Origin of the sequence: Anaerocolumna xylanovorans DSM 12503 (genome assembly GCF_900143645.1) — a bacterium.
Lineage (GTDB): Bacteria > Bacillota > Clostridia > Lachnospirales > Lachnospiraceae > Anaerocolumna > Anaerocolumna xylanovorans.
In genome coordinates this window covers 55,953-80,926 of record NZ_FRFD01000017.1, presented here as the reverse complement: position 1 = coordinate 80,926, position 24,974 = coordinate 55,953, and the positions used below count along the sequence as shown (strand labels likewise).

Annotated in this window: 25 protein-coding genes and 1 pseudogene; 18 read left to right on the top strand and 8 right to left on the bottom strand. The window is 41.2% G+C overall.

The features are described 5' to 3' along the window. Nucleotides 1-780 carry an ABC transporter permease gene (locus BUF11_RS22660; RefSeq protein ID WP_073591161.1) on the top strand — a complete coding sequence of 260 codons (780 nt, stop codon included), beginning with the start codon at nucleotides 1-3 and terminating at the stop codon, nucleotides 778-780. Here BUF11_RS22660 and BUF11_RS22655 read toward each other — a convergent pair. Then, nucleotides 777-1,829, bottom strand: coding sequence for a D-alanine--D-alanine ligase family protein (locus BUF11_RS22655; protein ID WP_073591160.1), 1,053 nt, complete (start codon nucleotides 1,827-1,829; stop codon nucleotides 777-779). The genes BUF11_RS22660 and BUF11_RS22655 overlap by 4 nt on opposite strands. Nucleotides 1,830-2,069: 240 nt before the next feature. Between BUF11_RS22655 and BUF11_RS22650 the strand changes: the two genes are divergently transcribed. After that, nucleotides 2,070-2,612, top strand: a complete 543-nt coding sequence (locus tag BUF11_RS22650) for a DJ-1 family glyoxalase III (RefSeq protein WP_073591159.1) — start codon at nucleotides 2,070-2,072, stop codon at nucleotides 2,610-2,612. Here the strand turns inward: BUF11_RS22650 and BUF11_RS22645 are convergent. After that, nucleotides 2,596-3,906 (bottom strand): alanine/glycine:cation symporter family protein, encoded by a 1,311-nt coding sequence (locus BUF11_RS22645; protein ID WP_073591158.1) that lies wholly within the window; start codon nucleotides 3,904-3,906, stop codon nucleotides 2,596-2,598. The two genes, BUF11_RS22650 and BUF11_RS22645, sit on opposite strands and share 17 nt — an antisense overlap. Before the next feature lie 240 nt (nucleotides 3,907-4,146). Here BUF11_RS22645 and BUF11_RS22640 point away from each other — a divergent pair, with 240 nt between their 5' ends. From BUF11_RS22640 to yihA, 8 genes are all read left to right on the top strand, one after another. Then, on the top strand, nucleotides 4,147-4,377 hold the full coding sequence (locus tag BUF11_RS22640) for an alpha/beta-type small acid-soluble spore protein (RefSeq protein WP_073591157.1): 231 nt from the start codon (nucleotides 4,147-4,149) through the stop codon (nucleotides 4,375-4,377). 231 nt (nucleotides 4,378-4,608) lie between these two features. Continuing rightward, on the top strand, nucleotides 4,609-4,764 hold the full coding sequence (locus tag BUF11_RS24535; RefSeq protein WP_175562131.1) for a hypothetical protein: 156 nt from the start codon (nucleotides 4,609-4,611) through the stop codon (nucleotides 4,762-4,764). Beyond that, nucleotides 4,757-6,103 (top strand): phosphoglucosamine mutase, encoded by a 1,347-nt coding sequence (gene glmM, locus BUF11_RS22635; RefSeq protein ID WP_073591156.1) that lies wholly within the window; start codon nucleotides 4,757-4,759, stop codon nucleotides 6,101-6,103. The genes BUF11_RS24535 and glmM overlap by 8 nt, the downstream gene beginning before the upstream one ends. Before the next feature lie 233 nt (nucleotides 6,104-6,336). Then, nucleotides 6,337-7,626: a trigger factor gene (gene tig / locus BUF11_RS22630; protein ID WP_073591155.1), complete on the top strand. Its 1,290-nt coding sequence runs from the start codon at nucleotides 6,337-6,339 to the stop codon at nucleotides 7,624-7,626. Between the two features lie 79 nt (nucleotides 7,627-7,705). Next, a complete protein-coding gene (clpP, locus tag BUF11_RS22625) occupies nucleotides 7,706-8,287 on the top strand; it encodes an ATP-dependent Clp endopeptidase proteolytic subunit ClpP (RefSeq protein WP_073591154.1) in 582 nt (193 codons plus the stop codon). 31 nt (nucleotides 8,288-8,318) lie between these two features. Then, nucleotides 8,319-9,614, top strand: a complete 1,296-nt coding sequence (gene clpX, locus BUF11_RS22620) for an ATP-dependent Clp protease ATP-binding subunit ClpX (RefSeq protein WP_073591187.1) — start codon at nucleotides 8,319-8,321, stop codon at nucleotides 9,612-9,614. A gap of 113 nt (nucleotides 9,615-9,727) precedes the next feature. Further along, nucleotides 9,728-12,040 (top strand): endopeptidase La, encoded by a 2,313-nt coding sequence (gene lon, locus BUF11_RS22615; protein WP_073591153.1) that lies wholly within the window; start codon nucleotides 9,728-9,730, stop codon nucleotides 12,038-12,040. 28 nt (nucleotides 12,041-12,068) lie between these two features. Then, on the top strand, nucleotides 12,069-12,665 hold the full coding sequence (gene yihA / locus BUF11_RS22610; RefSeq protein ID WP_073591152.1) for a ribosome biogenesis GTP-binding protein YihA/YsxC: 597 nt from the start codon (nucleotides 12,069-12,071) through the stop codon (nucleotides 12,663-12,665). A 52-nt stretch (nucleotides 12,666-12,717) separates the two neighbouring features. Here the strand turns inward: yihA and BUF11_RS22605 are convergent, their stop codons facing one another. The 3 genes from BUF11_RS22605 to BUF11_RS22595 are packed head-to-tail and all read right to left on the bottom strand — an operon-like array spanning nucleotide 12,718 to nucleotide 15,360. Then, nucleotides 12,718-13,239 (bottom strand): DUF4364 family protein, encoded by a 522-nt coding sequence (locus BUF11_RS22605; RefSeq protein ID WP_073591151.1) that lies wholly within the window; start codon nucleotides 13,237-13,239, stop codon nucleotides 12,718-12,720. A gap of 20 nt (nucleotides 13,240-13,259) precedes the next feature. Then, nucleotides 13,260-14,168, bottom strand: coding sequence for a TIGR01212 family radical SAM protein (locus tag BUF11_RS22600; RefSeq protein WP_073591186.1), 909 nt, complete (start codon nucleotides 14,166-14,168; stop codon nucleotides 13,260-13,262). 34 nt (nucleotides 14,169-14,202) lie between these two features. Then, on the bottom strand, nucleotides 14,203-15,360 hold the full coding sequence (locus BUF11_RS22595; RefSeq protein WP_073591150.1) for an NAD(P)-dependent malic enzyme: 1,158 nt from the start codon (nucleotides 15,358-15,360) through the stop codon (nucleotides 14,203-14,205). A gap of 260 nt (nucleotides 15,361-15,620) precedes the next feature. On the opposite strand from BUF11_RS22595, the gene rho reads away from it, so the two are divergent. The 5 genes and pseudogenes from rho (at nucleotide 15,621) to prfA (ending at nucleotide 20,955) form a co-directional block, all read left to right on the top strand. Then, nucleotides 15,621-17,201, top strand: coding sequence for a transcription termination factor Rho (rho, locus tag BUF11_RS22590; protein WP_073591149.1), 1,581 nt, complete (start codon nucleotides 15,621-15,623; stop codon nucleotides 17,199-17,201). Nucleotides 17,202-17,315: 114 nt separating this feature from the next. Continuing rightward, nucleotides 17,316-17,525: a 50S ribosomal protein L31 gene (rpmE, locus tag BUF11_RS22585; protein WP_073279224.1), complete on the top strand. Its 210-nt coding sequence runs from the start codon at nucleotides 17,316-17,318 to the stop codon at nucleotides 17,523-17,525. A gap of 122 nt (nucleotides 17,526-17,647) precedes the next feature. Continuing rightward, a pseudogene (locus tag BUF11_RS22580) lies at nucleotides 17,648-18,640 on the top strand (DUF1385 domain-containing protein); the annotation flags it as partial. A gap of 339 nt (nucleotides 18,641-18,979) precedes the next feature. After that, nucleotides 18,980-19,831 (top strand): peptide chain release factor N(5)-glutamine methyltransferase, encoded by an 852-nt coding sequence (gene prmC, locus BUF11_RS22575; RefSeq protein WP_073591185.1) that lies wholly within the window; start codon nucleotides 18,980-18,982, stop codon nucleotides 19,829-19,831. A 50-nt stretch (nucleotides 19,832-19,881) separates the two neighbouring features. Then, nucleotides 19,882-20,955 carry a peptide chain release factor 1 gene (gene prfA / locus BUF11_RS22570; protein ID WP_073591147.1) on the top strand — a complete coding sequence of 358 codons (1,074 nt, stop codon included), beginning with the start codon at nucleotides 19,882-19,884 and terminating at the stop codon, nucleotides 20,953-20,955. Between the two features lie 31 nt (nucleotides 20,956-20,986). On the opposite strand, the gene BUF11_RS25095 is transcribed toward prfA, so the two are convergent. Beyond that, complete coding sequence (locus BUF11_RS25095) at nucleotides 20,987-21,256, bottom strand: hypothetical protein (RefSeq protein ID WP_330393928.1); 270 nt, start codon at nucleotides 21,254-21,256, stop codon at nucleotides 20,987-20,989. Next, the gene (locus BUF11_RS25090; protein ID WP_073591146.1) at nucleotides 21,183-21,437 is read right to left on the bottom strand and encodes an alpha/beta fold hydrolase; all 255 of its coding nucleotides are present in this window, start codon (nucleotides 21,435-21,437) and stop codon (nucleotides 21,183-21,185) included. Before BUF11_RS25090 ends, BUF11_RS25095 begins: the two co-directional genes overlap by 74 nt. 121 nt (nucleotides 21,438-21,558) lie before the next feature. On the opposite strand from BUF11_RS25090, the gene BUF11_RS22560 reads away from it, so the two are divergent. Next, nucleotides 21,559-22,350 carry an APH(3') family aminoglycoside O-phosphotransferase gene (locus BUF11_RS22560; RefSeq protein ID WP_073591145.1) on the top strand — a complete coding sequence of 264 codons (792 nt, stop codon included), beginning with the start codon at nucleotides 21,559-21,561 and terminating at the stop codon, nucleotides 22,348-22,350. Here the strand turns inward: BUF11_RS22560 and BUF11_RS22555 are convergent, their stop codons facing one another. After that, entirely contained in the window at nucleotides 22,351-22,941 is a 591-nt protein-coding gene (locus BUF11_RS22555; RefSeq protein WP_073591144.1) for a hypothetical protein, read from the bottom strand. A gap of 240 nt (nucleotides 22,942-23,181) precedes the next feature. Between BUF11_RS22555 and BUF11_RS22550 the strand changes: the two genes are divergently transcribed. Continuing rightward, nucleotides 23,182-24,027 carry a LuxR C-terminal-related transcriptional regulator gene (locus BUF11_RS22550; RefSeq protein WP_073591143.1) on the top strand — a complete coding sequence of 282 codons (846 nt, stop codon included), beginning with the start codon at nucleotides 23,182-23,184 and terminating at the stop codon, nucleotides 24,025-24,027. A gap of 79 nt (nucleotides 24,028-24,106) precedes the next feature. After that, nucleotides 24,107-24,916: a gluzincin family metallopeptidase gene (locus BUF11_RS22545; protein ID WP_242952444.1), complete on the top strand. Its 810-nt coding sequence runs from the start codon at nucleotides 24,107-24,109 to the stop codon at nucleotides 24,914-24,916. Nucleotides 24,917-24,974 lie beyond the last annotated feature (58 nt).

Here is a 24,974-nt window from a genome sequence, read left to right as displayed (position 1 = left end):
ATGAAGCGGTTTTTTACATTATCATGGTTAAGCTTTAAGAGCCGGCAATCCATGTTTAAGATAGAAGAGTTTCTTTGCTATGAGACATTATATCCTCTTCTTACATTAATCTTTTACTGTGTTCTTGCAGGATACAGCTATCAAACATCTGATTTGACAAGATGGGTGGTGGGTAATTCCTTTTTACTGTGTATTAATACCTGCATCTTTACATTGGGAAGTACGTTTATGGCCGAGAGGGCCTACGGATGTGTCAGAAGCCTGATTGTGTCTCCCTCCCATAAGCTTGGGATTATACTGCATAAAGGCTTTTTTACCTGCATTGCTGCCATGGCTACGGTTATCATTGGCTTTTTTGCAGGAGGACTGATATTTTCTGTGGATTATTCAGGTATTAATTGGTTCTTATTTTTCACAGCTGTTGTAACAGCAATGTTTGCGGCAGCAGGTTTTGGGATGTTTATTGGCATTTTCGGATTGATTACGGACCAAATGCATTTTGTGCTGAATTTTATGTCATATGTGCTGATGATTTTCTGCGGTGCTAATTTCCCTATAGAACAGCTTCCGCCTGGTGCCAGATTAGTATCAGATTTCCTTCCGCTTACTCACAGTATTGAAGCAGTAAACATGCTGTTTGGTACCATAAACAGATATCAATTTATACGGCTTCTACTGCGAGAAGCAGGAATTGGGATTCTTTATTACTTACTGTCTTTTTTCTTAATAAGGCTGATTGAAAAAGTCTCAGTTAAGAAGGGAGCAATGGAGGTGTTTTAAAGGGCAAGCTTTGCAATGCTTTCACAAAGCTCTTCATAAGAGATGCCATCGGCCTTTGCCTCCTGGGGCAGCAGGCTTACCGGGGTCATGCCGGGGAGGGTATTGGCTTCCAGGCAAAAGAATTCTCCGTCTCCGCTTAGAATAAAGTCAACCCGGGAGTAGGTTCCAAGGTGCAGGGTTTTATGGACTGACAGGGCAAGGGATTGTGCTTTTTTCGTAAGTTCTTCTGATAAGACAGCAGGGCAGCATTCTGTGGTAAGTCCCTGCTGGTATTTATTCTTATAATCATAGAAGCCTTCCTTTGGTATGATTTCGATTACCGGGAGGGCTTTTTCCTCCAGGATGCCGACAGAAAATTCCCTTCCTTTAATCAGCTTTTCTACAAGCACCTTTTTGGAGCCGAAGGAGGAGAGCTTCTCCGTTGCAAGGGTTAGGGCAGAGGATAGTTCTTCTGCATTGCGGGCAAAGGATATACCGATACTGGAGCCATTGCTTATGGGCTTAACAACACAGGGAAAGCCTATGGCAGCTATTATTTTCTCTGGAGTAATATTTGCTGCATCGTCTGTAATCCAGGGGGCTGTAAGGATGCCTTCATGACATAAAAGTCTTTTAGTTATGTCTTTATCCATAGCAAGGAGGCATCCGGTGTAGCCGGTGCCGGTATAGGAGATGCCGTGGCAGTCAAGAACTGCCTGAAGCTGACCATTCTCACCCATAGAGCCGTGAAGTGCGATAAATACGACATCTGCAATCTTGCACAAGGAAAGGATATTGGCACCGATTAGCTCTTTTCTTCCGTTATTCTTACTAACAAGCGCTTCCAGATCCGGTACGGTATCCGGTATGAGGTACTCATACCGGTGGTTATCTTCCTTTGTCAGAAACAGGCCGGGAAGTTCTTCCGCCCCTGCCTTAATTCCTTCATATACATCTGCTAATGCTACAGCATGGCCGGAGACCATCAGGGCATTGGCAATTAAGCTGCCGGAGGATAAGGAGACATCTCTTTCCGGGCTAAGCCCGCCTGCTAAAACTAAAATTTTCATAATATAAAATCCTCTCTTTTTTACCAAACATTATATTCAGAAGAAATACAGAGTAATAGAAGTATAATGCTTTCTAGTTCTTAGATAGTGCTGTAAAGAAGTATTTTTCTTTGGCGGGACTTCTGCTATAATAAAGTACAGCAGATAATTGTATGATTAATAAGAGTCATGAAAGTTCTGACAGAAAGATAAATGGATAAATAAGCAAAAATATTATTTAAGAAAAGAGGTATTAATAGTATGGTATATTTATTTTTAGCAGACGGGTTTGAAGAAATTGAAGGGCTTACAGTAGTTGATCTGCTGCGCCGCGCAGAGATTAAGATTATGACAGTTTCTGTGACCGGCAGTTTAAAGATTGCAGGTGCCCATGGTATTAACGTAGAAGCAGACGATTTATTTGAAAATCTTGATTTTGAGGATGCCAGGATGTTAGTACTTCCCGGAGGAATGCCTGGAACAAAGAATCTGGCAGACCACGCAGGCCTTGTAGACCTTCTTAAAAAGTTCAGAGAGGAAGACAAGGCACTGGCAGCTATTTGTGCGGCTCCCAGCATTCTGGGAGAAAATGGACTGCTAAAGGGCAAGGAAGCAACCTGTTTTCCGGGCTATGAAGAGAAGCTTATCGGAGCAAAAGTAACGGGAGCAAGGGCAGTTACCGACGGTAATATTATTACCGGAAAGGGTATGGGTACCGCCATTGACTTTTCCCTGGAAATTATCCGTTTCCTGAAAGAAAATGAAACAGCGGACAGAATAGGAAGGACTATTCAGTATTTTTAATATCCTTTCGCAGTAACCAGAGAGTCAGCACATTTGGCAATATCATAAGAGCATTGATAAGATCTGATAATTCCCAGACAAACTCCAGAGAGAGAACAGCGCCGACAAATATCATAACGATATAGCACAATTTATAGGTACCGATTCCCTCTTTGCCAAAGAGGTATACAACAGCTCTTTCACCAAAATAAGACCAGCCGATTAGAGTTGCCATTGCAAAGGCAACAATGGAAAAGCCAAGAATGTATTCCCCATAGGGAAGCTGCATGAAGGCGGCAGTTGTTAAGTCTGAAGCAGGTATATCCTTTACGGAAGCCGGATCTTTAAGGATATTTGCAACGATTACGATACCTGTAATGCCGCACATTACTACCGTATCCCAAAAGGTCGCACTCATGGATACAAGAGCCTGGTTGTGTGGATTATCGGTTTTTGCGCTGGCAGCAGCTATGGCAGCGGTTCCGATACCCGCTTCATTCGTAAAGAGTCCTCTTGCTATGCCATATCTTGCGGCTGCTTTTATAGTGGCACCTACAAAGCCTCCTGCCATGGCACTTGGCAGAAAGGCAGAACGGCAAATCAGTGAAATGGCCGGAAGAATATAGCTGCGATTCATAAAAATTAAGATGAAGCAGGCTGCTATGTAAAAGACTCCCATGGCAGGAACCAGCTTTTTGCACAGATTTCCGATGGAGTCAATTCCTCCGAGAATGACAAGACCGGTAAGCACAGCGGCGGCAATCCCCACGCCATAAGGAGATAATCCCCAGAGGGACGAGGTAACATTGGTGATGGAATTAGACTGGGTGGAGCATCCTACACCATAGGAGGCGCATACGGTCAACAAGGCATAAAGTACAGCCATCGGTTTTGATTTAAGCCCGTGTTCCAGAACATACATGGGGCCGCCGGAATAAGTACCGTCCTTTGCAAGAGTCCGGTAGCGGATACTAAGATAACATTCCCCATAGGTTGTAGCCATACCAAGTATACCGGTAAGCCAAAGCCACAGGATAGCACCGGGGCCGCCCATGGCAACTGCCGTAGAGACACCGACAATGTTTCCGATGCCAAGAGTTGCGGCTAACGTAGTGGTAAGAGCTGCAAAGCTGCTGGTCTGTCCTTTATCATCCTCTGAAGTCTTTGTTGAAAGGCGGATACCCTTAAATATCTTTTTTTGAATAAATTTTAACCGGAAGGTCAAAAAAAGATGGGTTGCCAATAAGAGTATCAGCATAGGACCGTTCCACAGCAGGTGATTTAAAGCTTTAATAATTGACAATACGTTTTCCATAGAGACTACCGTTATATAAGGTTTTTATAGTATATGCTGTTTGCCGGACATTAAGTATGAGGAATAGGACGTTCTTTCAAAAAGAATCAAAAGAAAAAAAGATTCCACAACTTACCATAATAATTTTTCGAATTCTGACAACAATAATATTACGATAACTGATTCAAAAAGAGTCGGTTATCGGCAGCTACAGGAACAAGAGTTCCTGGAAACAAACAAATATTTTCGGAGGTGAAAATTATGGCAAGTAGCAACAGCGGATCAAACAGAACAGAAGTTCCTCAGGCTAGAGAAGCTCTTGACAGATTTAAAATGGAGGTTGCTTCTGAAATCGGAGTACCTTTAAAACAAGGTTACAATGGAGATTTAACCAGCGCTCAGAATGGTTCTGTAGGCGGAGAAATGGTTAGACGTATGATCAAGAGACAGGAAGAATCCATGTCCGGTCAGAGCTCATCCGGTTCTTATTAATTTCTGGGATAAAAGAAAGAAGATCTAACTGTCAGCTTAAACTATAAGACAGATGCCTTATAGCTGCAATAAGCCTGACCACTAAAACATCATCTAATATATATGACCAGGCATTTGCATAAAGCAGGCCAGTCATAAATATAAGATGATGTTTTTTATATACACGGAGACAAAAGAATTTACATATAATACTATGAGCAACTTTAATGGGTTGCACTCGGGGCAGGATTTATGTTACAATCGTTTCTGGACCGCATAAATTATGAGTTTACATCAGGCTGTATTAAAAAACAAGCTTGTATGGGAAAAATACATAGAAGTAATCATCAGAAAGAAAGGATAGCAGACGGCGGTATAAAGCCTGCTGCAAGGTATAATCATGGGTAAATATTTTGGTACGGACGGTTTCAGAGGAGAAGCCAATGTTGACTTGACTGTGGAGCATGCTTATAAGGTGGGAAGATTCCTGGGATATTATTTCGGAAAAGAGCACAGACCCAAAATAGTTATCGGAAAAGACACCAGACGTTCCAGCTATATGTTTGAATATTCCCTGGTAGCGGGTCTTACGGCCAGCGGCGCGGATGTATATCTGTTACATGTAACCAGTACGCCAAGTATATCTTACGTAGTGCGAAGCGAGGATTTTGACTGCGGTATTATGATTTCTGCCAGCCATAACCCTTACTATGACAATGGAATCAAGGTAATAAACGGATGCGGCTATAAATTAGAGAATGAAGTAGAAGAACTGATAGAAAACTACATAGACGGAACGGGAGAAGAAATACCCTATGCAACAAAAGAAAATATCGGACGGACTACGGACTATGTAATAGGAAGAAACCGTTATATCGGATATCTTATATCACTGGTAACACGTTCATTTAAGAATATGAAGGTAGGTCTTGACTGTGCCAATGGTTCTGCTTCCAGTCTGGCAAAGGTGGTCTTTGATGCACTGGGTGCCAAAACTTATGTAATTAATAATGAACCTAACGGAATAAACATTAATGAAAAGTGCGGCTCCACCCATATTGAAGGGCTTCAGAAATTTGTAGTGGAAAATCACCTGGATGTGGGCTTTGCATATGACGGGGATGCAGACAGATGTTTAGCCGTAGATGATAAGGGTAATATTATAGATGGCGACCTGATTCTTTATGTCTGCGCTGTATACATGAAGAAAAAGAATGAGCTGAATAATAATACTGTGGTAACGACGATTATGAGTAACCTGGGACTTTATAAGGCTTTTGAGGAAAAGGAAATTGCTTATGAAAAAACCGCGGTAGGAGATAAATATGTATATGAAAACATGATGGAGAATGGACATTCCATCGGCGGAGAGCAGTCAGGCCATATTATCTTCAGCAAGCATGCTACGACAGGGGACGGAATCCTGACCTCTTTAAAGCTTATGGAAGTTATATTGGAAACCAAAATGAAGCTTTCCGACCTTATCAAAGAGATACAGATATATCCTCAGGTTCTTAAAAATGTCCGCGTAAAGGATAAAAAGACGGCAAGGGAAGATGCGGTAATTGTAAATGCAATCGAAGAAGTAACCGGTATCCTTGGGAGCAACGGCCGTATTATTGTAAGAGAGAGCGGAACGGAACCTGTGCTTCGGGTAATGGTTGAAGCTTCCACTATAGAGGAATGTGAAAAATATGTAAACCTTGTGGTTGAAAAATTGAAAGCACAGGGGCACGTGGTTGCTTAGCGGAAAAAATAAAAGGTATTTTTCAAATTTTCTACATTAAGCAGTATTGTGTAGATTGCAGGCAATCTATTGGCGAGCTTGTAATACGCATAGGTATTAATATAAAAAAATATGGTATTTACAGAATGGCTATGATATAATATACTAATGTCAAAACGTCAAAATGGGAAGTTGTACTATTGCGTATAAATAAACGTATGGTAGTTTCACATATTTTAAGGAGGAAATTTTAAATGAGTTTACAGGTAGAGAAGTTAGAGAAAAACATGGTTAAGCTTACTGTAGAGACTGCAGCTGAAGAATTTGATGCAGCTATCGAGAAAGCTTATGCCAAGAATAAAGGAAAATTCAATATCCAGGGCTTCCGCAGGGGTAAGGCACCTCGTGCTTTTATAGAGAAGATGTATGGTCCGAGTATCTTCTATGAGGATGCAGCGAACCTTATTATTCCCGATGCTTATGAGAAGGCTGCCGAGGAATGCGGATTGACTTTGGTTTCAAGACCTGAAATCGAAGTTACACAGATTGAAAAGGGTATGCCCTTTATTTTTACTGCTGAAGTTGCTGTTAAGCCGGAGATTACTCTTGGTGAATACAAGGGAATAGCAGTAGAAATACCTTCTGCAGAAGTGACAGAGGAAGAGATTACCGCAGAGATTGATAAGGTAAGAGACCAGAATGCAAGAATCGTAACAGTAACAGACAGGCCTGTTCAGGATAAGGATACTTTAGTAATCGATTTTGAAGGTTTCGTAGATGGCATTCCTTTTGAAGGCGGAAAGGCAGAAGACCATTCCTTAACTATCGGTTCCCATTCCTTTATTGATACCTTTGAGGATCAGTTAATCGGAAAAAGCATCGGAGAAGAAGTAGAAGTAAATGTAACCTTCCCGGAAGAATACCATGCAAAAGAACTGGCAGGAAAGCCTGCTTTATTTAAGGTTGCCGTAAAGGAAATCAAGGCAAAGGAATTACCGGCAGCGGATGATGATTTTGCACAGGATGTATCTGAATTCGATACCCTGGCAGAATACAAGGCTGACGTTTTGGCAAAATTACAAGAAAAGAAAGAAAAAGATGCAAAGAGAGCAAAAGAGGATGCTGCCCTTGACAAAATTGTAGAGCTGGCCCAGATGGAAATTCCGGAGGCTATGATTGATACACAGGTAAGACAGATGGCAGATGATTTTGCCCAGAGAGTTCAGTCACAGGGACTTACCATTGAGCAGTACTTCCAGTTTACAGGCACTAATGGAGAGCAGCTCTTAGAGCAGATGCGTCCGCAGGCATTAAAGACCATCCAGGTAAGACTGGCATTAGAGGCTATTGTAAAGGCTGAAAACATCACAGTATCCGATGAAGAATATGAAACAGAAGTAGCTCAGATGGCAGAAAACTACAAGATGGAAGCAGATAAGTTAAAAGCCTTAGTCGGAGAGAAAGAAAAAGAACAAATCATTATGGATATGGCTGTTCAAAAAGCAGTTGATCTGATTGGAGAGACAGCCGTAGCAGCAGAATAAAGGAGGATAAGAGTGAAAGATAAACCTTCACTCCCCCTGATTTTATACGCGTGCTAAAGCACGCAGATGGGAGCCAACTATGAGTTTAGTACCTTATGTCATTGAACAGACAAGCCGCGGTGAAAGATCCTACGACATTTATTCCAGATTATTAAAGGAAAGAATCATCTTTTTGGGAGAGGAAGTAAGTGATGTATCTGCCAGTGTTATTGTGGCACAGTTACTTTTCCTTGAATCGGAAGACCCCGGAAAGGATATCAATTTATATATTAACAGCCCCGGTGGCTCTGTAACAGCAGGTATGGCAATCTATGATACCATGCAGTATATTAAGTGTGATGTTTCAACTATTTGTATCGGTATGGCAGCCAGTATGGGAGCCTTCCTGTTAGCAGGAGGAGCTAAGGGTAAGAGATTTGCCCTTCCCAATGCAGAGGTTATGATCCATCAGCCTTCCGGTGGTGCTAAGGGTCAGGCAACGGATATTAAGATTGTTGCTGAGAATATTTTAAAGACTAAAAAGAAATTGAATGAAATTCTGGCAGCGAATACAGGAAAACCTCTGGACGTTATCGAAATCGATACGGAAAGAGATTATTATATGACGGCTGAAGAAGCAAAGGCTTACGGTCTGATTGACAGTGTAATCGTAGGCAGATAAAAGTAAGGCAGGAAGGGAGTTGGTAAAAAGAGTGGCGAACAGAACCGATGAAAGAAAACAATTAAGGTGCTCCTTTTGCAATAAAACCCAGGACCAAGTGCGTAAGCTCATTGCAGGACCGGGGAATGTATATATATGTGACGAGTGCATCGAAATCTGTTCCGAGATTGTGGAAGAGGAATTTGATGACAAAGTGCACGATACAGAGATTAATTTATTAAAACCTACAGAGATTAAGAATTTTCTGGACCAATATGTAATTGGTCAGGAAGAAGCCAAAAAGGTCTTGGCAGTATCTGTATATAATCATTATAAGAGGGTGTTAGCAGGAAGAGACCTGGATGTTGAGCTGCAAAAGAGCAATATTCTTATGGTAGGACCTACCGGTTCCGGTAAAACCTTTCTTGCACAAACTCTGGCGAAACTTTTAAATGTACCTTTTGCAATAGCAGATGCGACTGCTTTGACAGAAGCAGGCTATGTAGGTGAAGATGTGGAAAATATTCTGCTAAAGCTGATTCAGGCGGCAGAATTTGATATTGAAAGAGCAGAGCATGGAATCATCTATATTGATGAAATTGATAAGATAACCAGAAAGTCAGAGAATACCTCCATTACCAGAGATGTATCCGGAGAAGGTGTTCAGCAGGCCTTACTTAAAATATTGGAAGGAACGACTGCCTCCGTTCCCCCCCAGGGTGGAAGAAAACATCCTCATCAGGAATTTATACAGATTGACACAACGAATATATTATTTATCTGCGGCGGTGCTTTTGATGGCCTTGAGAAAATCGTTGAAGCCAGAATCGGTCAGAAATCCATTGGCTTTAATGCTATGATTTCCGAAAAGATGAAGGAGAATGTAGGCGAATTATTCCGTCAGTCAATGCCCCAGGATTTTGTAAAATACGGATTGATTCCGGAATTTGTCGGACGTGTTCCGGTATGCGTGGCTCTGGATGCGCTGGATGAGGAAACGCTGGTAAAGATTCTGACAGAACCCAAGAATGCTATTGTGAAGCAGTATAAGAAGCTCTTTGAACTTGATGGCGTAGAGCTTGAGTTTGAAGAAGCGGCCATCCGTGTCATAGCTAAGCGTTCTCTGGAGAGAAAAACCGGTGCCAGGGGCTTACGCGCTATTATGGAATCTGTTATGATGGATTCTATGTATAGAGTCCCTACAGATACTCAGGTTTTAAAATGTATTATAACAAAAGATGCTGCAGAGGGTCAGAATCAGCCGAAGTTAATTAATACGGAGGATAATCAGCCCAGAAAAGCAATATCAAAACGAATATCCAAAAAGAACAGCAATGAGATTGCATAAATAAACATAGCAGAGCTGCTGAAAGAGGATTCGATTGTTATGGGACTGCCTTAAAAGCCTTATTCGAGGGTTTAAGGCAGTTTTTAGCTTATGATGAAGACAGGGAGGCAAGAATGAGTGAATACAGCAGAAAAGTGCCTATTGTAGCACTGCGTGGAATGGCTGTGCTGCCGGGAATGCAGATTCATTTTGACGTTAACCGCCAGATATCCATAGAGGCTATTGAGAATGCTATGGAAAATGACCAGCTGGTGCTTTTGCTGACGCAAAAAGATCCGGATACGGAAACACCGGGGCAGGAAGATTTGTTTTCTGTGGGTACCATAGCCTTGGTAAAGCAGATTATCAAGCTTCCGGGAAATGTCATCCGGGTATTGGTCACTGGTACGGACAGGGCAAAGCTTGACAGTATCGTTGAAGAAGAACCCTTCCTTATGGGCGAGGTTGCTATCATAGAGAAAAAAGAAGAGGATTTTACCGAATCTGAAAAGAAAGCAATGCTAAGGGGTCTTAAGGATATCTTAGAGGTATACTTTAATGAAAATCCCAAAATCGGGAAAGAGGTAATGAAGGTCCTAAGTAAGATTAAAGAGGTTGGTGAGCTGATTGACCAAATTGCGATCAACCTGCCCTTAAGTCTTGATGATAAACAAATGCTTCTGGAGGCGGAAGATACTTTTACCAGATATGAAAAAATCATGGTGGTTCTGACGGAGGAAATTGATATCATCCGTATCCGCAAAGATTTACAGCTTAAGGTAAAAGAGAAAGTTGATAAGAATCAAAAGGAATATATCTTAAGAGAGCAGCTAAAGCTTATCAGGGAAGAGCTGGGAGAAGGGGGAGGAGTTGCCGATGCCGACAATTATATGGCAGCGGCTGAAAGGCTAAAGGCCCCGCAGGAAGTAAAGGATAAGATAATAAAAGAAATTGAGCGCTTTAAGAGTGTTTCCGGCAATTCTTCCGAGGGTGCTGTTATCAGAGGATATATTGAGACATTGCTGGCACTGCCCTGGGATAAGGTGAGTGAGGATAAAAAAGACATCCTGCAGGCAGAAAATATTCTGGAGAAAGAGCATTACGGCCTTGAGAAGGTAAAAGAAAGAATTCTGGAATTTCTGGCGGTCAGAGTACTGACCAAAAAAGGAGAAAGCCCGATTCTTTGTCTCGTGGGCCCGCCGGGAACCGGTAAGACTTCCATTGCACATTCTGTTGCCAAGGCGTTAAATAAGGAATATGTCCGGATCAGTCTTGGAGGTGTAAGGGATGAAGCCGAAATCAGGGGACACAGAAGAACCTATGTAGGAGCTATGCCCGGAAGAATTATAACAGGACTTAAGAATGCAGGAGTAAAGAATCCTCTTATGCTTTTAGACGAGATTGATAAGGTCAGCAGTGATTATAAGGGGGATACTTCGGCAGCTCTTTTAGAGGTACTGGACTCTGAGCAGAATAAAAGATTTGTAGACCATTATGTGGAGATAGCGGTGGATTTATCAGAGGTATTATTTATTGCTACGGCAAATTCCCTGCAGGGTATACCAAAGCCTCTTCTTGACAGGATGGAAATTATCGAAGTCAGCAGCTATACGGAAAATGAAAAATTCCATATTGCCAAAAAACATCTCTTACCGAAGCAGATTGTACGTAACGGTCTGACCTCTAAGCAGCTTAGTGTATCGGACAAGGCTCTTGCTAAGATTATAAGCGGCTATACGAAGGAAGCCGGAGTCCGAAATCTGGAGCGTAGGCTGGGAGCTATCTGCAGAAAGGCTGCCAAAGAGATTGTAAGCAGTCAGGTACCTAAAGTAAGGGTCAATGAAAAGAATCTGGAAAAGTTCCTGGGTAAAGAAAGATACTCTTTCCAGCAGGCAAATGAAAAGGACGAAATAGGGATAGTAAGAGGACTTGCCTGGACCAGTGTAGGCGGAGATACTCTTCAGATAGAAGTCAATGTTATGCCCGGAAAGGGAAGCTTTGAACTTACAGGCCAGTTGGGGGATGTAATGAAAGAGTCTGCCAGGGCAGGGATTAGCTATATCCGTTCTGTCAGCGGCGACTATGGAATTGCTGCAGATTATTTTGAAAAAAACGATATTCATATTCACATACCGGAGGGGGCGGTACCCAAGGATGGCCCTTCTGCCGGAATAACCATGGCAACGGCGATGCTGTCAGCCATAACAAAAAAAGCCGTAAGAGCGGATACCGCCATGACGGGAGAAATAACCTTAAGGGGACGGGTCCTTCCTATAGGCGGCCTTAAAGAAAAGATACTGGCAGCGAAAGCTGCCCATATGAAGCAGGTTCTTGTACCGCTGCAGAATAAAAAAGACATTGAGGAAATTGCAGCGGAAATACTGGAGGGCATTGAGCTAAAATATGTGGATTCCATGGCCGAAGTGCTGAAATATGCTTTTGCTTAGGGAAAGCCACGGGAAAGGAGATGCTTTCATGCATGTAAAAAATGTAAACCTTGAAACAGTTTGCGGTATTACCAGCACGCTTCCTGAAAATGAGAAGCCGGAAATAGCATTTGTGGGAAAATCAAATGTGGGAAAGTCTTCACTGATAAACGGGCTGATGAACCGTAAAGCTTATGCCAGAATCAGTGCCCAACCCGGAAAGACGCAGACTATAAACTTTTATAATATCAATGAAGAACTTTATTTTGTGGATTTACCGGGGTATGGATATGCAAAGGTATCGGAGGAGATAAAAGCCAAATGGGGGAAAATGATTGAAAATTATTTGAAGACCTCAAAACAGCTTAAAATTGTATTCCTTCTGATAGACATCCGTCACGAGCCTTCTGCTAATGATAAACTGATGTATGACTGGATTGTCCATCAGGGCTATGAGCCGGTGATTATAGCCACAAAGCTGGATAAGATAAACCGGAGCCAGAAGGATAAGCAGATTAAAGTGCTAAGAACCGGACTGGGCGCAAAAAGCGATACCAAAATACTTCCCTTTTCCGCTCTTTCTAAGCAGGGCAGAGATGAAATATGGACTTGTATCGAAGAAGCGCTTGAAATTGAAACCGAATAGAATGAAAAAACTCCCTTGTATGAAAGAATAGAAGGGAGTTTCTTGTATTAACTTATTCTTTTAAAAGCTGATTAAGAACATAGGAATATATCTCCTGGCTCTGGCTGCGCCAATTGCTGCAGACCTTAGCCGCATCCTCCTCCGTAGGCACCGATATATGAATGTCGATAATCGGATTTTTCTTCTCCATAACCCTTAAGGAAACCATATACTCGTCCTTGTTTAATTTGTGATATTCGGATAAGGTGGAGGTTTCATCCCGCAGGCTGTATTTATTTTCTTTCAGGTAAGCAAGTATCTCTTCCTGGATAGCCTGAGGTATCATATTCTGAAAAAAGGAAAGGGTTTCTTCACCAGAGGGTGTTATTTGGTAGAGGGAAGTGTGACCGACAGTTTCTACCTTTATGAATTCTTCTTCCGTCAATTCGGATATGCATTGCTGCAGGCTGAAATAGTTGGTGTATTCCTTATCCAGAATAAAATTCGATATCTGTGCATTTGTCAGTGGAAAATCCACTTTATCTAATAGAAACAGTATAATCAGTTTATACAAAGTTAACGCATCTGACTGCATAAAAGCCTCCTCTCAAAAAACTACAACAATTTTCCCTGCCAGGAATCCCTGACTTTCATCTCCCTTCGGATAAAGTTCAAAACAAGTTTTTTATTGCTGCTCCATAAAGGTGCCAGTAAGAGCTTTTTAGGCCCGTCACCGGTAAGCCTGTGGATTACTATATTTTGCGGAAGCCTTTCAATACAGGCTATTAAAAGGTCCGTATATTCCTCTAAGGCAAGTGCCTCATAGGGCATTGCGGCAAGCTCTGTGTCTCTTAGTACATGCAGAAGCTGCAGCTTAATACCATGCACCGGCTGGCTGCCGAGATAATCCATGGAAGAGAGCATCATAGAAGGACTTTCACCGGGAAGGCCTAAAATCATGTGGACAATAACCTTAGCACCGATGTCATTTAAGTCTCTGACAGCCTTTTCAAAGACAGACAGAGAATAGCCTCTTCGAATAAGCCTTGCCGTATCCTCATGTATGGTCTGTAATCCTAATTCCACCCATAAAGGCTTGATTTTGGCACATTCAGACAGCAGGGCTAATACCTCTGCCCCCAGACAGTCGGGTCTTGTTGCGATGGATAAGAGGACAATATCCTCATTGGACAGAGCCTCATGAAATATTTTTCTTAAATAGGATATCTCCCCGTAGGTATTGGTATAAGCTTGAAAGTATGCAATAAATGAAGTCTGTCCTGCAGGAAGCTTCCCGGATACTCTGTTCTTTGCCTCCTCTATCTGGGATGTAATGGAAAGAGAGGGGGAGGAAGAGAAATCTCCGCTGCCGCCTTCGCTGCAAAAGATACAGCCATTCACTCCGAGAGTACCGTCTCTGTTGGGGCAGGTCAGTCCGGCATTTAATGAAATTTTATAAATTTTTCTGCCGAAGGTTTCTTTTAAATAATAATCCAGGGAATAATAGGGCTTATCACCCCACATTTTCTTCTCTGACAAGGTTTAACTCCCTTCCGGCTTATGTAGAAGCAAGATTGGCCTTTACAGCATTGCTGACTGCTTCACATACTCTTGAGTCAAAGGGCTGCGGCAGTATATTATCCTCATTCAGCTCTTCTTCGGAAACCAGTCCGGCAATTGCCTTTGCAGCAGCCAGCTTCATTTCCTCTGTTATCTGGCTTGCCCTGCTTTCCAGAGCTCCCTTAAAAATACCGGGGAAGGCAACAACATTGTTGACCTGATTGGGGAAATCAGATCTTCCGGTTCCGATAACTCTGGCTCCGGCTTCCTTTGCCAGATCCGGCATGATTTCCGGTACCGGATTTGCCATGGCAAACAGGATAGCATCCTTGTTCATAGAAGCTACCATCTCCTTGGTAACAATTCCGGGGGCTGATACACCGATAAAGATATCAGCGCCTTTTAGGGCATCAGCCAAAGAACCTTCTTTTCTTTCAAGATTGGTAACGGTCATAAGCTTTTGCTGCATCCAGTTCAGGCTGGGAGTATTTTCTGAAAGCATACCTGATTTATCACAAAGAATCAAATGCCTGAAACCGTAATTTAAAAGGAGCTTAGCAATAGCAATTCCGGCGGAGCCGGCTCCGTTAACCACAATCCGGGAGCTTTCTACTGTCTTGCCGGTCACCTTAAGTGCATTTATGATACCGGCTAATACAACAATAGCCGTACCATGCTGGTCGTCATGAAATACCGGAATCGAAAGGCGTTCCTTTAATCGCTCCTCAATTTCAAAACATCTTGGAGCGGATATATCCTCTAAGTTAATGCCGCCAAAGGCAGGGGCTATACGGATAACTGTCTCAATAATTTCTTCCGTATCCTGAGTATCCAGACAGATGGGAAAGGCATTGATGCCTCCGAATTCTTTAAAAAGTACTGCTTTTCCTTCCATAACAGGCATTGCGGCATAGGGTCCTATGTTTCCGAGCCCCAGAACGGCACTGCCGTCGGAGACTACTGCTACGGTATTGGCCTTTAGTGTATATTTATAAGCCGCATCCTTATCTTCTGCTATTACCTTACAAGGCTCTGCAACTCCGGGAGTGTAAGCAAGAGCAAGGTCTTCTCTGGTTTTTACCGAACATTTTGCGTCTGTTGAAATCTTTCCATGCCACTGCTCATGCAGAAGCAGTGCTTTTTCACTGTTTGTCATATAGTAACCTCTTTTCTGATGTCATGGTATACACTTTTACAAACTAATTAGATAAAAACATCATAACACTGTAAGAGGGGTAAATCAAGAGCATTGACAGGACCAATTAATTATAAAATCCTACTTTATTTTTTAGGCTCTATGCTGTATAATTAGAAATAGTAGTACATTTTTGATTTTATTCATATGAACTTCTAGATCAAATCGAAACCTTTCCCACTAAATTTATTAATTTTATACTTGTAAAGGAGCAAGAATTCATGGAAGTACAAATCAGTGAAATGTCCTTGGCTGAGCTAAGAACATTAGCGAAGAGCAGAGGTATAAAGAGCGTATCCACACTTCGTAAGCAGGAGCTTATTGATATATTAGGTGCGGGTACGGAATCAGCAAAAGATAATACGGATATTGCTGGAAAGGGTGAGACTGAACGAGAAGTTGAACTGAAAAAACCGGCAGAACAGGAAGAAAAAGATAGAAAAGTTACCAGTGAGAAGGTCCAGGAAGAGAAGGCAACCTCCACTCAGATAAGAAAGAACACAAGAACAGAGAAGGATGGGGAAACAAGAAGCCCATTAGGGCAGGAGAACGGCATAAAGAGGGCGACCCAGAACCAATCCGAGGAAAGTAAAAAGAATACCTACTGGCAGTTAAACGGCAGTCAGGAAGCCGACAAGAAAAATAATGTGCAGCAGGATGCGGAAGTCTTGGACAGCGGCGAAACCAAGGAAGGAATCTTGGAGGTTATGCCGGATGGCTATGGCTTTATACGCTGTGATAACTATTTGCCGGGAGAAAATGATGTTTATGTATCACCGGCACAAATAAGACGTTTTTCCTTAAAAACCGGAGACATTGTTGCAGGAAATACCAGAATTAAAAATCAGGGAGAGAAATTCAGCGCGTTATTATACGTTAAGGGTGTGAATGGTTTTCATCCTGCAGAAGCGCAGAAACGAAAGAAATTCGAAGACCTTACTCCTGTTTTTCCAAATGAGAGAATTCATCTTGAAACACCGGGAACCAATGTTTCCATGCGTATGGTAGACTTGATATCCCCTATTGGCAAGGGGCAAAGAGGTATGATTGTGTCCCAGCCAAAGACTGGTAAAACAACCTTGCTTAAGCAGATTGCCAAAGCAATTACAATAAATCACCCAAGCATCCATTTAATTATTTTACTGATAGATGAGCGTCCCGAGGAAGTTACCGACATTAAGGAATCCATTGAAGGAAAGAATGTAGAGGTTATTTATTCAACCTTTGATGAGCTGCCTGATAACCATAAGAGAGTATCTGAAATGGTAATTGAACGTGCCAAGAGGCTTGTGGAGCATAAGCAGGATGTTGTAATCTTGCTGGATAGCATTACAAGACTTGCCAGAGCATACAATCTAACCGTACAGGCAAGCGGAAGGACACTTTCCGGCGGTCTTGATCCGGCGGCCCTTCATATGCCTAAGAGGTTCTTTGGAGCAGCCAGAAATATGAGAGAAGGCGGCAGCCTTACCATCCTCGCGACAGCCTTAGTTGATACCGGAAGCCGTATGGATGATGTAGTGTTTGAAGAGTTTAAAGGAACCGGTAACATGGAACTTGTGTTAGACAGAAACCTTTCCGAGAAAAGAATCTTCCCTGCCATAGATTTACCGAAGTCCAGTACCAGAAGGGATGACTTGCTGTTAACGCAGCCGGAAATGGAAGCGACCTATCTGATGCGAAAGGCCTTTAACAGTATGAAATCCGATGATGCGGTAGAGAGAATCATTGATATGTTTATTAAGACGAAGACAAATGCAGAATTTATCGAAATAGTAAAAAAGACGAAATTAACGAATTAGGACTTGCAAACGTAAATAACCTATGTTATAATGAGAAAGCTGTTTTAATGATGATATTAGTTTGACATTTGTCAACTTTCAAAAAATTATATTTGTTTGTAAAGAGGTGAAAGCATGAAAGAGGGAATACATCCGAAGTACTATCAGGCAAAAGTAGTTTGCAACTGTGGCAATGAATTTGTTACAGGTTCAACAAAGAGTGATATTCACGTAGAAATCTGTTCTAAGTGCCATTCTTTCTATACCGGACAGCAGAAAGCTGCGGCAGCTCGCGGTGCTATTGATAAGTTCAACCGCAGATATGGTCTTAATCAGGAACAATAGAATGACAATACTACTATGTGTTAAAAACAGGTTGAGGTTTAATTATCTCAACCTATTTTTAAATTCGCAGTTTACAGGATAACCCTGTTATAAACATGGATTATCACAGAAAGGAAAAGTATATGAAACCATCAGGAATCGGGGGACAGGCAGTTATTGAGGGTGTAATGATGAAAAACAAAGATCATTATGCCATAGCGGTAAGAAAGCCAGATAACGAAATCGTTGTACAGAAGGATAGCTTTAACAGTATCTCGGAAAAGCATAAAATATGGAAGCTTCCCATTCTAAGAGGTATACTTGCTTTTGCGGAGTCCATGGGCATAGGGATAAAGACGCTGAATTTTTCGGCCAGCTTTTTTGAAGAGGAAGAGGCAAAAAAAGAGTCCAAGGTTGATAAGGCCTTTTCGAAGGTTTTTAAGGGCAAGACAGAAAGCATCTTAATGGCTGTTACTATGGTTATTGCCATTGTACTGGCTATGGGAATATTTGTAGTCCTGCCGGCTTTTGCAGCGGGTCTTTTAGGAAAATCCATTGCTTCTGACAGTCTGGTAGCCTTTATAGAAGGTATTATAAGAATTGCCCTTTTTGTACTGTATGTATTTGCCATATCCCAGCTTAAGGATATAAAGAGAGTATTTATGTATCACGGAGCAGAGCATAAGACCATCAATTGTATTGAAAATGGATATGACCTCACCGTAGAAAATGTAAGGGGACAGTCCAGACAGCATAAAAGATGCGGAACCAGCTTTTTGTTCCTTGTAATGTTTGTCAGTATTATTTTCTTTATGTTTATAAGGACAGATATCACCTGGCTTCGCTATGCCAGCAGAATCTTACTGATACCTGTAATTGCCGGTGTATCCTATGAATTTATCCGTTTTGCCGGAAGGAATGATACGGTTGCTGTAAGAGTCTTAAGTAAACCTGGCATGTGGCTTCAGGGTATGACTACCAGAGAACCTGACGATGACATGATTGAAGTTGCTATAAGGTCCGTAGAAGCAGTATTTGACTGGAGAGTTTTTTTAGGAAAAGAGGCAGAGGGTACCGGCATTACCATAGATGCTGATAACAACGGTAAGGCAGTTGCTGCAGAGAAGAAAGAAAACAGGCAAAATAGTAATAAGAAGAGTGCAGGGAATAATCAGAGCAGTAAAGCAAGAACTACTAAGGCGGGGAATTCACAGAGTAAAAATACAAAAAGTGAGAAAACTGCAAATAATTCTTCTTCAAAAGCAAGTAACAATAAAAATAGAAAACCGGCTGCAGGCAGCCAAAGCAATGCTTATAATAAGTCTGCAAGAGAGATGGCAGCAACCTCCGCAAGAAGAGAAACCTTAAAGACGATGAATCTTTTTGAGGAAGATGATGAGATATTAAAGGCCGTAGATGATTTTGTAGCAATTACAGATGAGGCTGCAGGCAAGGAATAAAGCAGGAGTATTATGATAACCTTACAGGATGCTTTAAAAAGCGGAAGAGAGATTCTTACTGAAAATAAGATTGATAATGGAGAGCATGATGCATGGCTTTTGCTGGCTTTTCAGTTTAAGATAAGCAGAGCGGTGTATTTGGCAGAGCCTCTAAAGGAAATTACCCAAAAAGACTACGAGACTTATCTTGATTTGATCAGAAAGAGAAGCCGGCACATACCCCTTCAATATATTACCGGAGAACAGGAATTTATGGGACTTGATTTCCTGGTCAGAGAAGGCGTGCTGATACCAAGACAGGACACAGAGATTCTTGTTATGGAAGCCTTAAAGGTGTGTAAGGATAAGGAAGTATTGGACATCTGTACCGGCTCCGGCTGTATTCTTCTCTCACTTTTAAAACTTGGCGGCGTAAAGCAGGGAACAGGAGTAGATATATCTGATGAAGCATTGGAAATAGCCTGTGAAAATGCAAAAAGGCTGAGGGTTACAGCTGAATTTAGGAAGAGTGATATCTATTCACAGGTAAATAAAAAATATGATATAATAATATCGAATCCACCCTATATACCTACCGGCGTTATTACTACTCTGATGGAAGAGGTAAAGGATAATGAACCTACCATCGCTTTGGACGGAAAAGAAGACGGGTTATATTTTTACCGTGAAATATGCAAGAGATTGAAGGATTACTTAAATCCAGGCGGATATGTCTTTTTTGAAATTGGGTATGACCAGGGAGAGGCAGTGAAGAAATTGTTAACAGAAGCAGGAATGGATGATATAAATATTATAAAGGATTTGGCAGGACTTAACAGAGTGGTTACAGGAAGATGGAATGAGAAAAAAGGTGAACCCTTTACTTAGCGTCTCAGATATGGAAAGAATAAAGGGATATAAGAAATGGAGGAACCGGAATGTTTGATAAATTAGAAGACTTACTTATCCGTTACCAGGAGTTGACGGACGAATTAAATGACCCCAATGTAGTAAATGACCAGACGCGTTTCAGGAAGCTTATGAAGGAGCAGAACGATCTTGCGCCTATTGTAGAAAAATACACAGAATATAAAGAAACCAAGGCACGCATTGAGGATAGCCTTACCATGCTTGACGAAGAAAGTGATGAAGAGCTTAGAGAGCTTGCCAAGGAAGAATTAAATGAATGTAAAGATAAACAGGAAGTTATTGAAAAGGAAATCAAGATACTTCTTCTTCCCCAAGACCCCAATGATGCGAAGAATGTAATCGTTGAAATCAGAGGTGGTGCAGGCGGAGATGAGGCAGCTTTATTTGCAGCGGAACTTTTCCGTATGTATTCCAAATATGCAGAAAGTCAGAACTGGAAGATAGATATGATGAATGTCAATGAAAACGGACTTGGCGGTTTTAAGGAAGTTGTTTTCATGATTAACGGGAAAGGCGTATATTCCAAAATGAAATATGAAAGTGGAGTGCACCGCGTACAGCGTATTCCGGTAACGGAATCCGGCGGACGTATTCATACTTCAACCTCTACGGTTGCAATCATGCCGGAAGCAGAGGAAGTGGATGTAGCCCTTGATTTAAATGACTGTAAATTCGATGTATTCCGCTCCTCAGGAAACGGCGGACAGTGCGTTAACACCACTGACTCAGCGGTACGGCTTACGCATATTCCTACCGGTATCGTAATCTCCTGCCAGGATGAAAAATCTCAGTTAAAGAACAGGGATAAGGCCTTAAAGGTACTGCGAAGCAAGCTTTATGAACTGGAACTTGAAAAAGCCCATAATGCGGAAGCAGAAGCCAGAAGAAGCCAGGTAGGTACCGGAGACCGTTCAGAAAAGATTCGTACCTATAACTTTCCCCAGGGCCGTGTTACCGACCACCGTATCAAATTGACTCTTCACCAGCTTGACAATATCATGGACGGAGACCTGGAAGAAGTAATCGACAGCCTCATTGCCGCTGATCAAAGTGCTAAGCTTGCAAGAATGAATGAACAATAAATGCCTGGTCGGCTGGACCAAGGCCATGCGCTTAACTTCGGTCTATCTGCTTGTCAGATAGACCGATTTCTAGTTGGAAGGGAACCACTTTATCATGTATCCCGTGGATGATTAAGGTAGGTACACGGATGGCTTTTAAATCAGTGAATAATACTTCTTTGATCCAGGTTTCTTCAATCATTTGTGTCACTGTCTCTCTATCCACGCCATATGGGAAATCAGGAAGTTTAATCAGACTGGGAGCAGGGGCAGCGAAAAGTGCCGAAATCATAACCGCAAAATGGTCTGTCCGATTTGCCAAAGCCTCTTACATCTATTCCAATACATCTATAACCCAGTTTGGGAATCTGGTTAAACTGGTATTCAAACAGATTATGGTCTCCAGGCCAGCCATGTATGAATAGAATAGTTTTTTTACATTCCGGATTAAGATCCTCCACATATATTTTTACATTATCTGCGGCAGTAACATAGTAACCCATACTTATGCTCCTGGTGGATATATTTTAGTCTATTATATTCGTTAGGAACTAACCTAATGATAAATATAGCTTTGCTCTTGATTATGGCAAAGTTGAAAAGAAAGGAGCGCATCAAGTAAAAATGAATTTATATATCCCTGAAAATATAAGAAAAATAATTGGCAGCAGGCCATATTCCCTTGACGCAATTGGAATGTCAGATTCACAGGTAATCTGCTTTGATGATATGGTACTGAAAATTGAAAAGCAAGGGGAAGAATCAGATAATGAACATAGGATCATGTTCTGGCTCGCAGATAAACTGTCTGTTCCCAAGATTCTATGCTCATACAAGGAAGATGGAATAAATTATCTGCTCATGAGCAGGATTATGGGCGAAATGTCATGTTCACCAAAATTACTTGAAAATCCCAAAGAATTAGTCAGACTGCTGGCTAAGGGGTTAAAAATGCTGTGGAGTGTGGATATATCAGATTGTCCGCATAGTAATTCCATAGAGAATAAATTAAAGCTTGCTGAATTCCGTGTTCAAAGCAATCTTTGCGGTATGGAAGATGCCGAACCTAAGACATATGGAAAAAAGGGGTTTGAAAGTCCTGCAAAGCTGCTTGAGTGGCTTAAAGAAAATAAGCCGGATGAGGAACTTGTTTTTTCCCATGGCGATTATTGCTTACCCAATATTTTTATTAAGGACAATAATGTGAATGGATTTATTGATCTGGGCCGAAGCGGGGTTGCTGATAAATACCAGGATATTGCCCTGTGTTATAGGAGTCTGCAGCATAATTATAACGGCAGCTATGGTGGAAAAATATATGAGGATTTTAACCCGGAGTTACTTTTTAACGAGTTGGGGATATTGCCGGATTGGGATAAAATTAAATATTATATTCTGATGGATGAGTTGTTTTAATTACTTTAATTTAAGATAATCAGATGTGATACCCTCATCCGAAAAATTCATCTGACCGTCAAAAGAAAAAAACACCCATTTACCTTCCTCATTTTTTTTATAAAGAGACTCCCTGTACCAGCCTTTTAATTTGCTGTCCGTACCTAAATATTCTTCTCTTATGGTTAAAATGATGTCGTTTAAAGTCTCATCTTCGTAATATTCATTTTTTACCTGGGCAGATACAATTTCTACGTCTTTATGATATATCGTCGGATAGAACATATCCTTATTCAAATGGAGCGTAGCGATATGTTCATCCTCAAATTCGTCATTATAGAAAAACATATAGTTCCATTGTATTTCTTTATACCCGTCGTATGCATCTTCCATATCGGTTAAAAATTGCTTAAACTCGTCTCTTGAAACAGTATCTTTAAGAGAGATATCTGCAATGATTTTTTCACCCTTTTCAACCATTTGTGCAGCTGTATTAATATCAAAATCAACAGTTTCAGTTCTTAATGGTTCTACTTTCTTACCGGTGTTTACGCAAGAACAAAGCATCAGTGTAAAGCAAATAATTGCAAAAACCAAAAAACTTCTTCTCAAAGTTACCCCTCCTCATACACATACCTTAATCCAAATAGATAATGGCGTTAATATTCTTTATTATAAAGCAAATAAGCAATAAACTCTACCATTATCTTACTGAAATTGAAATCTTATTTCAGAAAATAGAATAGTAACAGGAAGGTATAAAAGAGCTTGCAGCCCGGCAAAAGATACGTTAGAATAGGATAGATTGCTCGTGGTCTGCTGACAAGCCTGCGATATGCATGGAGGTATGAGATGGAAACAGATTATGAAGTCCTTTTAAGACAGAATGAATATGAGACAAATGAAAAAGTTTCCCGGGCTGCAAGAATAGTACTGTATTTTGAATTCCTGGTAGCAATTCTTTGCTGGCTGAAAATATTTGACCTCCAGACCAGTATTGTAAATGGGACCATAGCGGCAACAGTAATCCCTCTGTTGCTGCCAACCGTCATGATTGATATCTTACACATTGATGAAGCCTGGGTAAAGTACCTTTTAATAGGGTCTGTGACAGCAGTAACTGGGATTTATTATATTTTCCTGACCTTTCAGGTGCTGCTCCTATTTATATTACCAACAATAATAGCTGCCTTGTATTTAGAAAAAAAGATACTGTATTTTTGCTATGGATCCACAGTACTGACGATTCTGCTTTCTCATTTTGTCACAGGATTCTATCTTTTACAGCCATGGATAGAGCCATTTAAAGGAGTAAAGGTCATAATGCTTTACGGAGCTTTTCCAAGAGTGCTGGAATATCTTTGTATAGCGGTTATTATCAACATACTCGTCAGCCATTGCAGAAAATATATCAGCAGCTTTAGCAGCTTTCAGGAAGAGAAGAAAGAAAATACCATCCCGCAGCCTGCAGAGGATACCGGTATCCTGCATACCATGACAGAACGAGAGAGGGAGGTCTGCAGGCTGATATCCTATGGCTGTACAAATGCGCAAATTGCAAAGCAATTATATCTTTCCGTAGGAACTGTGAAAAATTATGTCAGTGTCATATATGAAAAGACCGGAATAAAGGACCGGACAGCTCTTGCCCTTAAACTTAACCGGTATTTTAATGAAAATGACCCCGGTCACATGTAAAAAATGACTCCGGTTACTTCTTATAAATTTCCTTTTCAGGTAAGGTTTATTTACCAAAAAGGAAAGGAAATACTATATAATGAATAAAAGAATTAAGAGCCAAAAAGAAAAGGGAAAAATATCCGTTATAGGAAAGGCTGCGATCTTTACGGGAGGGTTCTTCTTATTTGCCATAGTAATAATCACTCTTAACTTTATACCGGCAATGCGGTTAAAAGAACCTGGAATGAAATGCTTGAAGGGAACTTGTGTAAAGGTTTATTATGAAAAGGAAAAAGAAGCGGCAGAGGATGTTTTTCACCTTGCAGAAGAAAGAGCACCAAAGCTTATGGAAGCGCTGGGAATTAACACACAGCAGAAGATAAGCATTTATATCTATGACAGCCAGAAAACCATGCAGTGTAAGAAATACGGCTATCTGGCACTGTTTCTGCATTTGGACTGGTACATAGGAGATAATATCAAAACGAAAGTTATACTGACTTCACCTGCCAATCCCGGCAAGGTGCATCAATATAATGATATTCAACAAGCCGTTCTTCATGAAATGGTTCATGCCTGCATCAGTACGCTAAATCCCGGTATAAGGCTATGGCTTACGGAAGGTATGGCCCTGTACCTTGCCAATGGGGAACCTTTTTATAAGGAATATCTTAGTCAGATGCAGGTGCCTTCCTATAAGGATACAGGAACAAAAAATCCTGTTAAGTTCTCTGATATGGGCGGTTATACTTTTTCTACCACCTATATTGAATATCTGAAAGAAGAATATGGATGGGACAGTGTTATAAAGCTTATCAAAACAGAAGACTGGAAGACTTCTCTTGGAAAGTCCGAAAGAGAAATATATAACGAATGGATGGATTACCTTAAGCACTATTACCAGTAGAAGCAGCAAGCATAAGTCTGTGCTGCAGTGCCGGTTGGAAGGTGCAATTATAAGCGCA

What these genes read in the sequence shown, in the direction of transcription:
- BUF11_RS22660 (WP_073591161.1), top strand. Translation starts at nt 1, where the DNA reads ATGAAGCGGTTTTTTACATTATCATGGTTAAGCTTTAAGAGCCGGCAA.
- BUF11_RS22655 (WP_073591160.1), bottom strand. Translation starts at nt 1,829, where the DNA reads ATGAAAATTTTAGTTTTAGCAGGCGGGCTTAGCCCGGAAAGAGATGTC.
- BUF11_RS22650 (WP_073591159.1), top strand. Translation starts at nt 2,070, where the DNA reads ATGGTATATTTATTTTTAGCAGACGGGTTTGAAGAAATTGAAGGGCTT.
- BUF11_RS22645 (WP_073591158.1), bottom strand. Translation starts at nt 3,906, where the DNA reads ATGGAAAACGTATTGTCAATTATTAAAGCTTTAAATCACCTGCTGTGG.
- BUF11_RS22640 (WP_073591157.1), top strand. Translation starts at nt 4,147, where the DNA reads ATGGCAAGTAGCAACAGCGGATCAAACAGAACAGAAGTTCCTCAGGCT.
- BUF11_RS24535 (WP_175562131.1), top strand. Translation starts at nt 4,609, where the DNA reads ATGTTACAATCGTTTCTGGACCGCATAAATTATGAGTTTACATCAGGC.
- glmM (WP_073591156.1), top strand. Translation starts at nt 4,757, where the DNA reads ATGGGTAAATATTTTGGTACGGACGGTTTCAGAGGAGAAGCCAATGTT.
- tig (WP_073591155.1), top strand. Translation starts at nt 6,337, where the DNA reads ATGAGTTTACAGGTAGAGAAGTTAGAGAAAAACATGGTTAAGCTTACT.
- clpP (WP_073591154.1), top strand. Translation starts at nt 7,706, where the DNA reads ATGAGTTTAGTACCTTATGTCATTGAACAGACAAGCCGCGGTGAAAGA.
- lon (WP_073591153.1), top strand. Translation starts at nt 9,728, where the DNA reads ATGAGTGAATACAGCAGAAAAGTGCCTATTGTAGCACTGCGTGGAATG.
- yihA (WP_073591152.1), top strand. Translation starts at nt 12,069, where the DNA reads ATGCATGTAAAAAATGTAAACCTTGAAACAGTTTGCGGTATTACCAGC.
- BUF11_RS22605 (WP_073591151.1), bottom strand. Translation starts at nt 13,239, where the DNA reads ATGCAGTCAGATGCGTTAACTTTGTATAAACTGATTATACTGTTTCTA.
- BUF11_RS22600 (WP_073591186.1), bottom strand. Translation starts at nt 14,168, where the DNA reads ATGTGGGGTGATAAGCCCTATTATTCCCTGGATTATTATTTAAAAGAA.
- BUF11_RS22595 (WP_073591150.1), bottom strand. Translation starts at nt 15,360, where the DNA reads ATGACAAACAGTGAAAAAGCACTGCTTCTGCATGAGCAGTGGCATGGA.
- rho (WP_073591149.1), top strand. Translation starts at nt 15,621, where the DNA reads ATGGAAGTACAAATCAGTGAAATGTCCTTGGCTGAGCTAAGAACATTA.
- rpmE (WP_073279224.1), top strand. Translation starts at nt 17,316, where the DNA reads ATGAAAGAGGGAATACATCCGAAGTACTATCAGGCAAAAGTAGTTTGC.
- prfA (WP_073591147.1), top strand. Translation starts at nt 19,882, where the DNA reads ATGTTTGATAAATTAGAAGACTTACTTATCCGTTACCAGGAGTTGACG.
- BUF11_RS25090 (WP_073591146.1), bottom strand. Translation starts at nt 21,437, where the DNA reads ATGGGTTACTATGTTACTGCCGCAGATAATGTAAAAATATATGTGGAG.
- BUF11_RS22560 (WP_073591145.1), top strand. Translation starts at nt 21,559, where the DNA reads ATGAATTTATATATCCCTGAAAATATAAGAAAAATAATTGGCAGCAGG.
- BUF11_RS22550 (WP_073591143.1), top strand. Translation starts at nt 23,182, where the DNA reads ATGGAAACAGATTATGAAGTCCTTTTAAGACAGAATGAATATGAGACA.
- BUF11_RS22545 (WP_242952444.1), top strand. Translation starts at nt 24,107, where the DNA reads ATGAATAAAAGAATTAAGAGCCAAAAAGAAAAGGGAAAAATATCCGTT.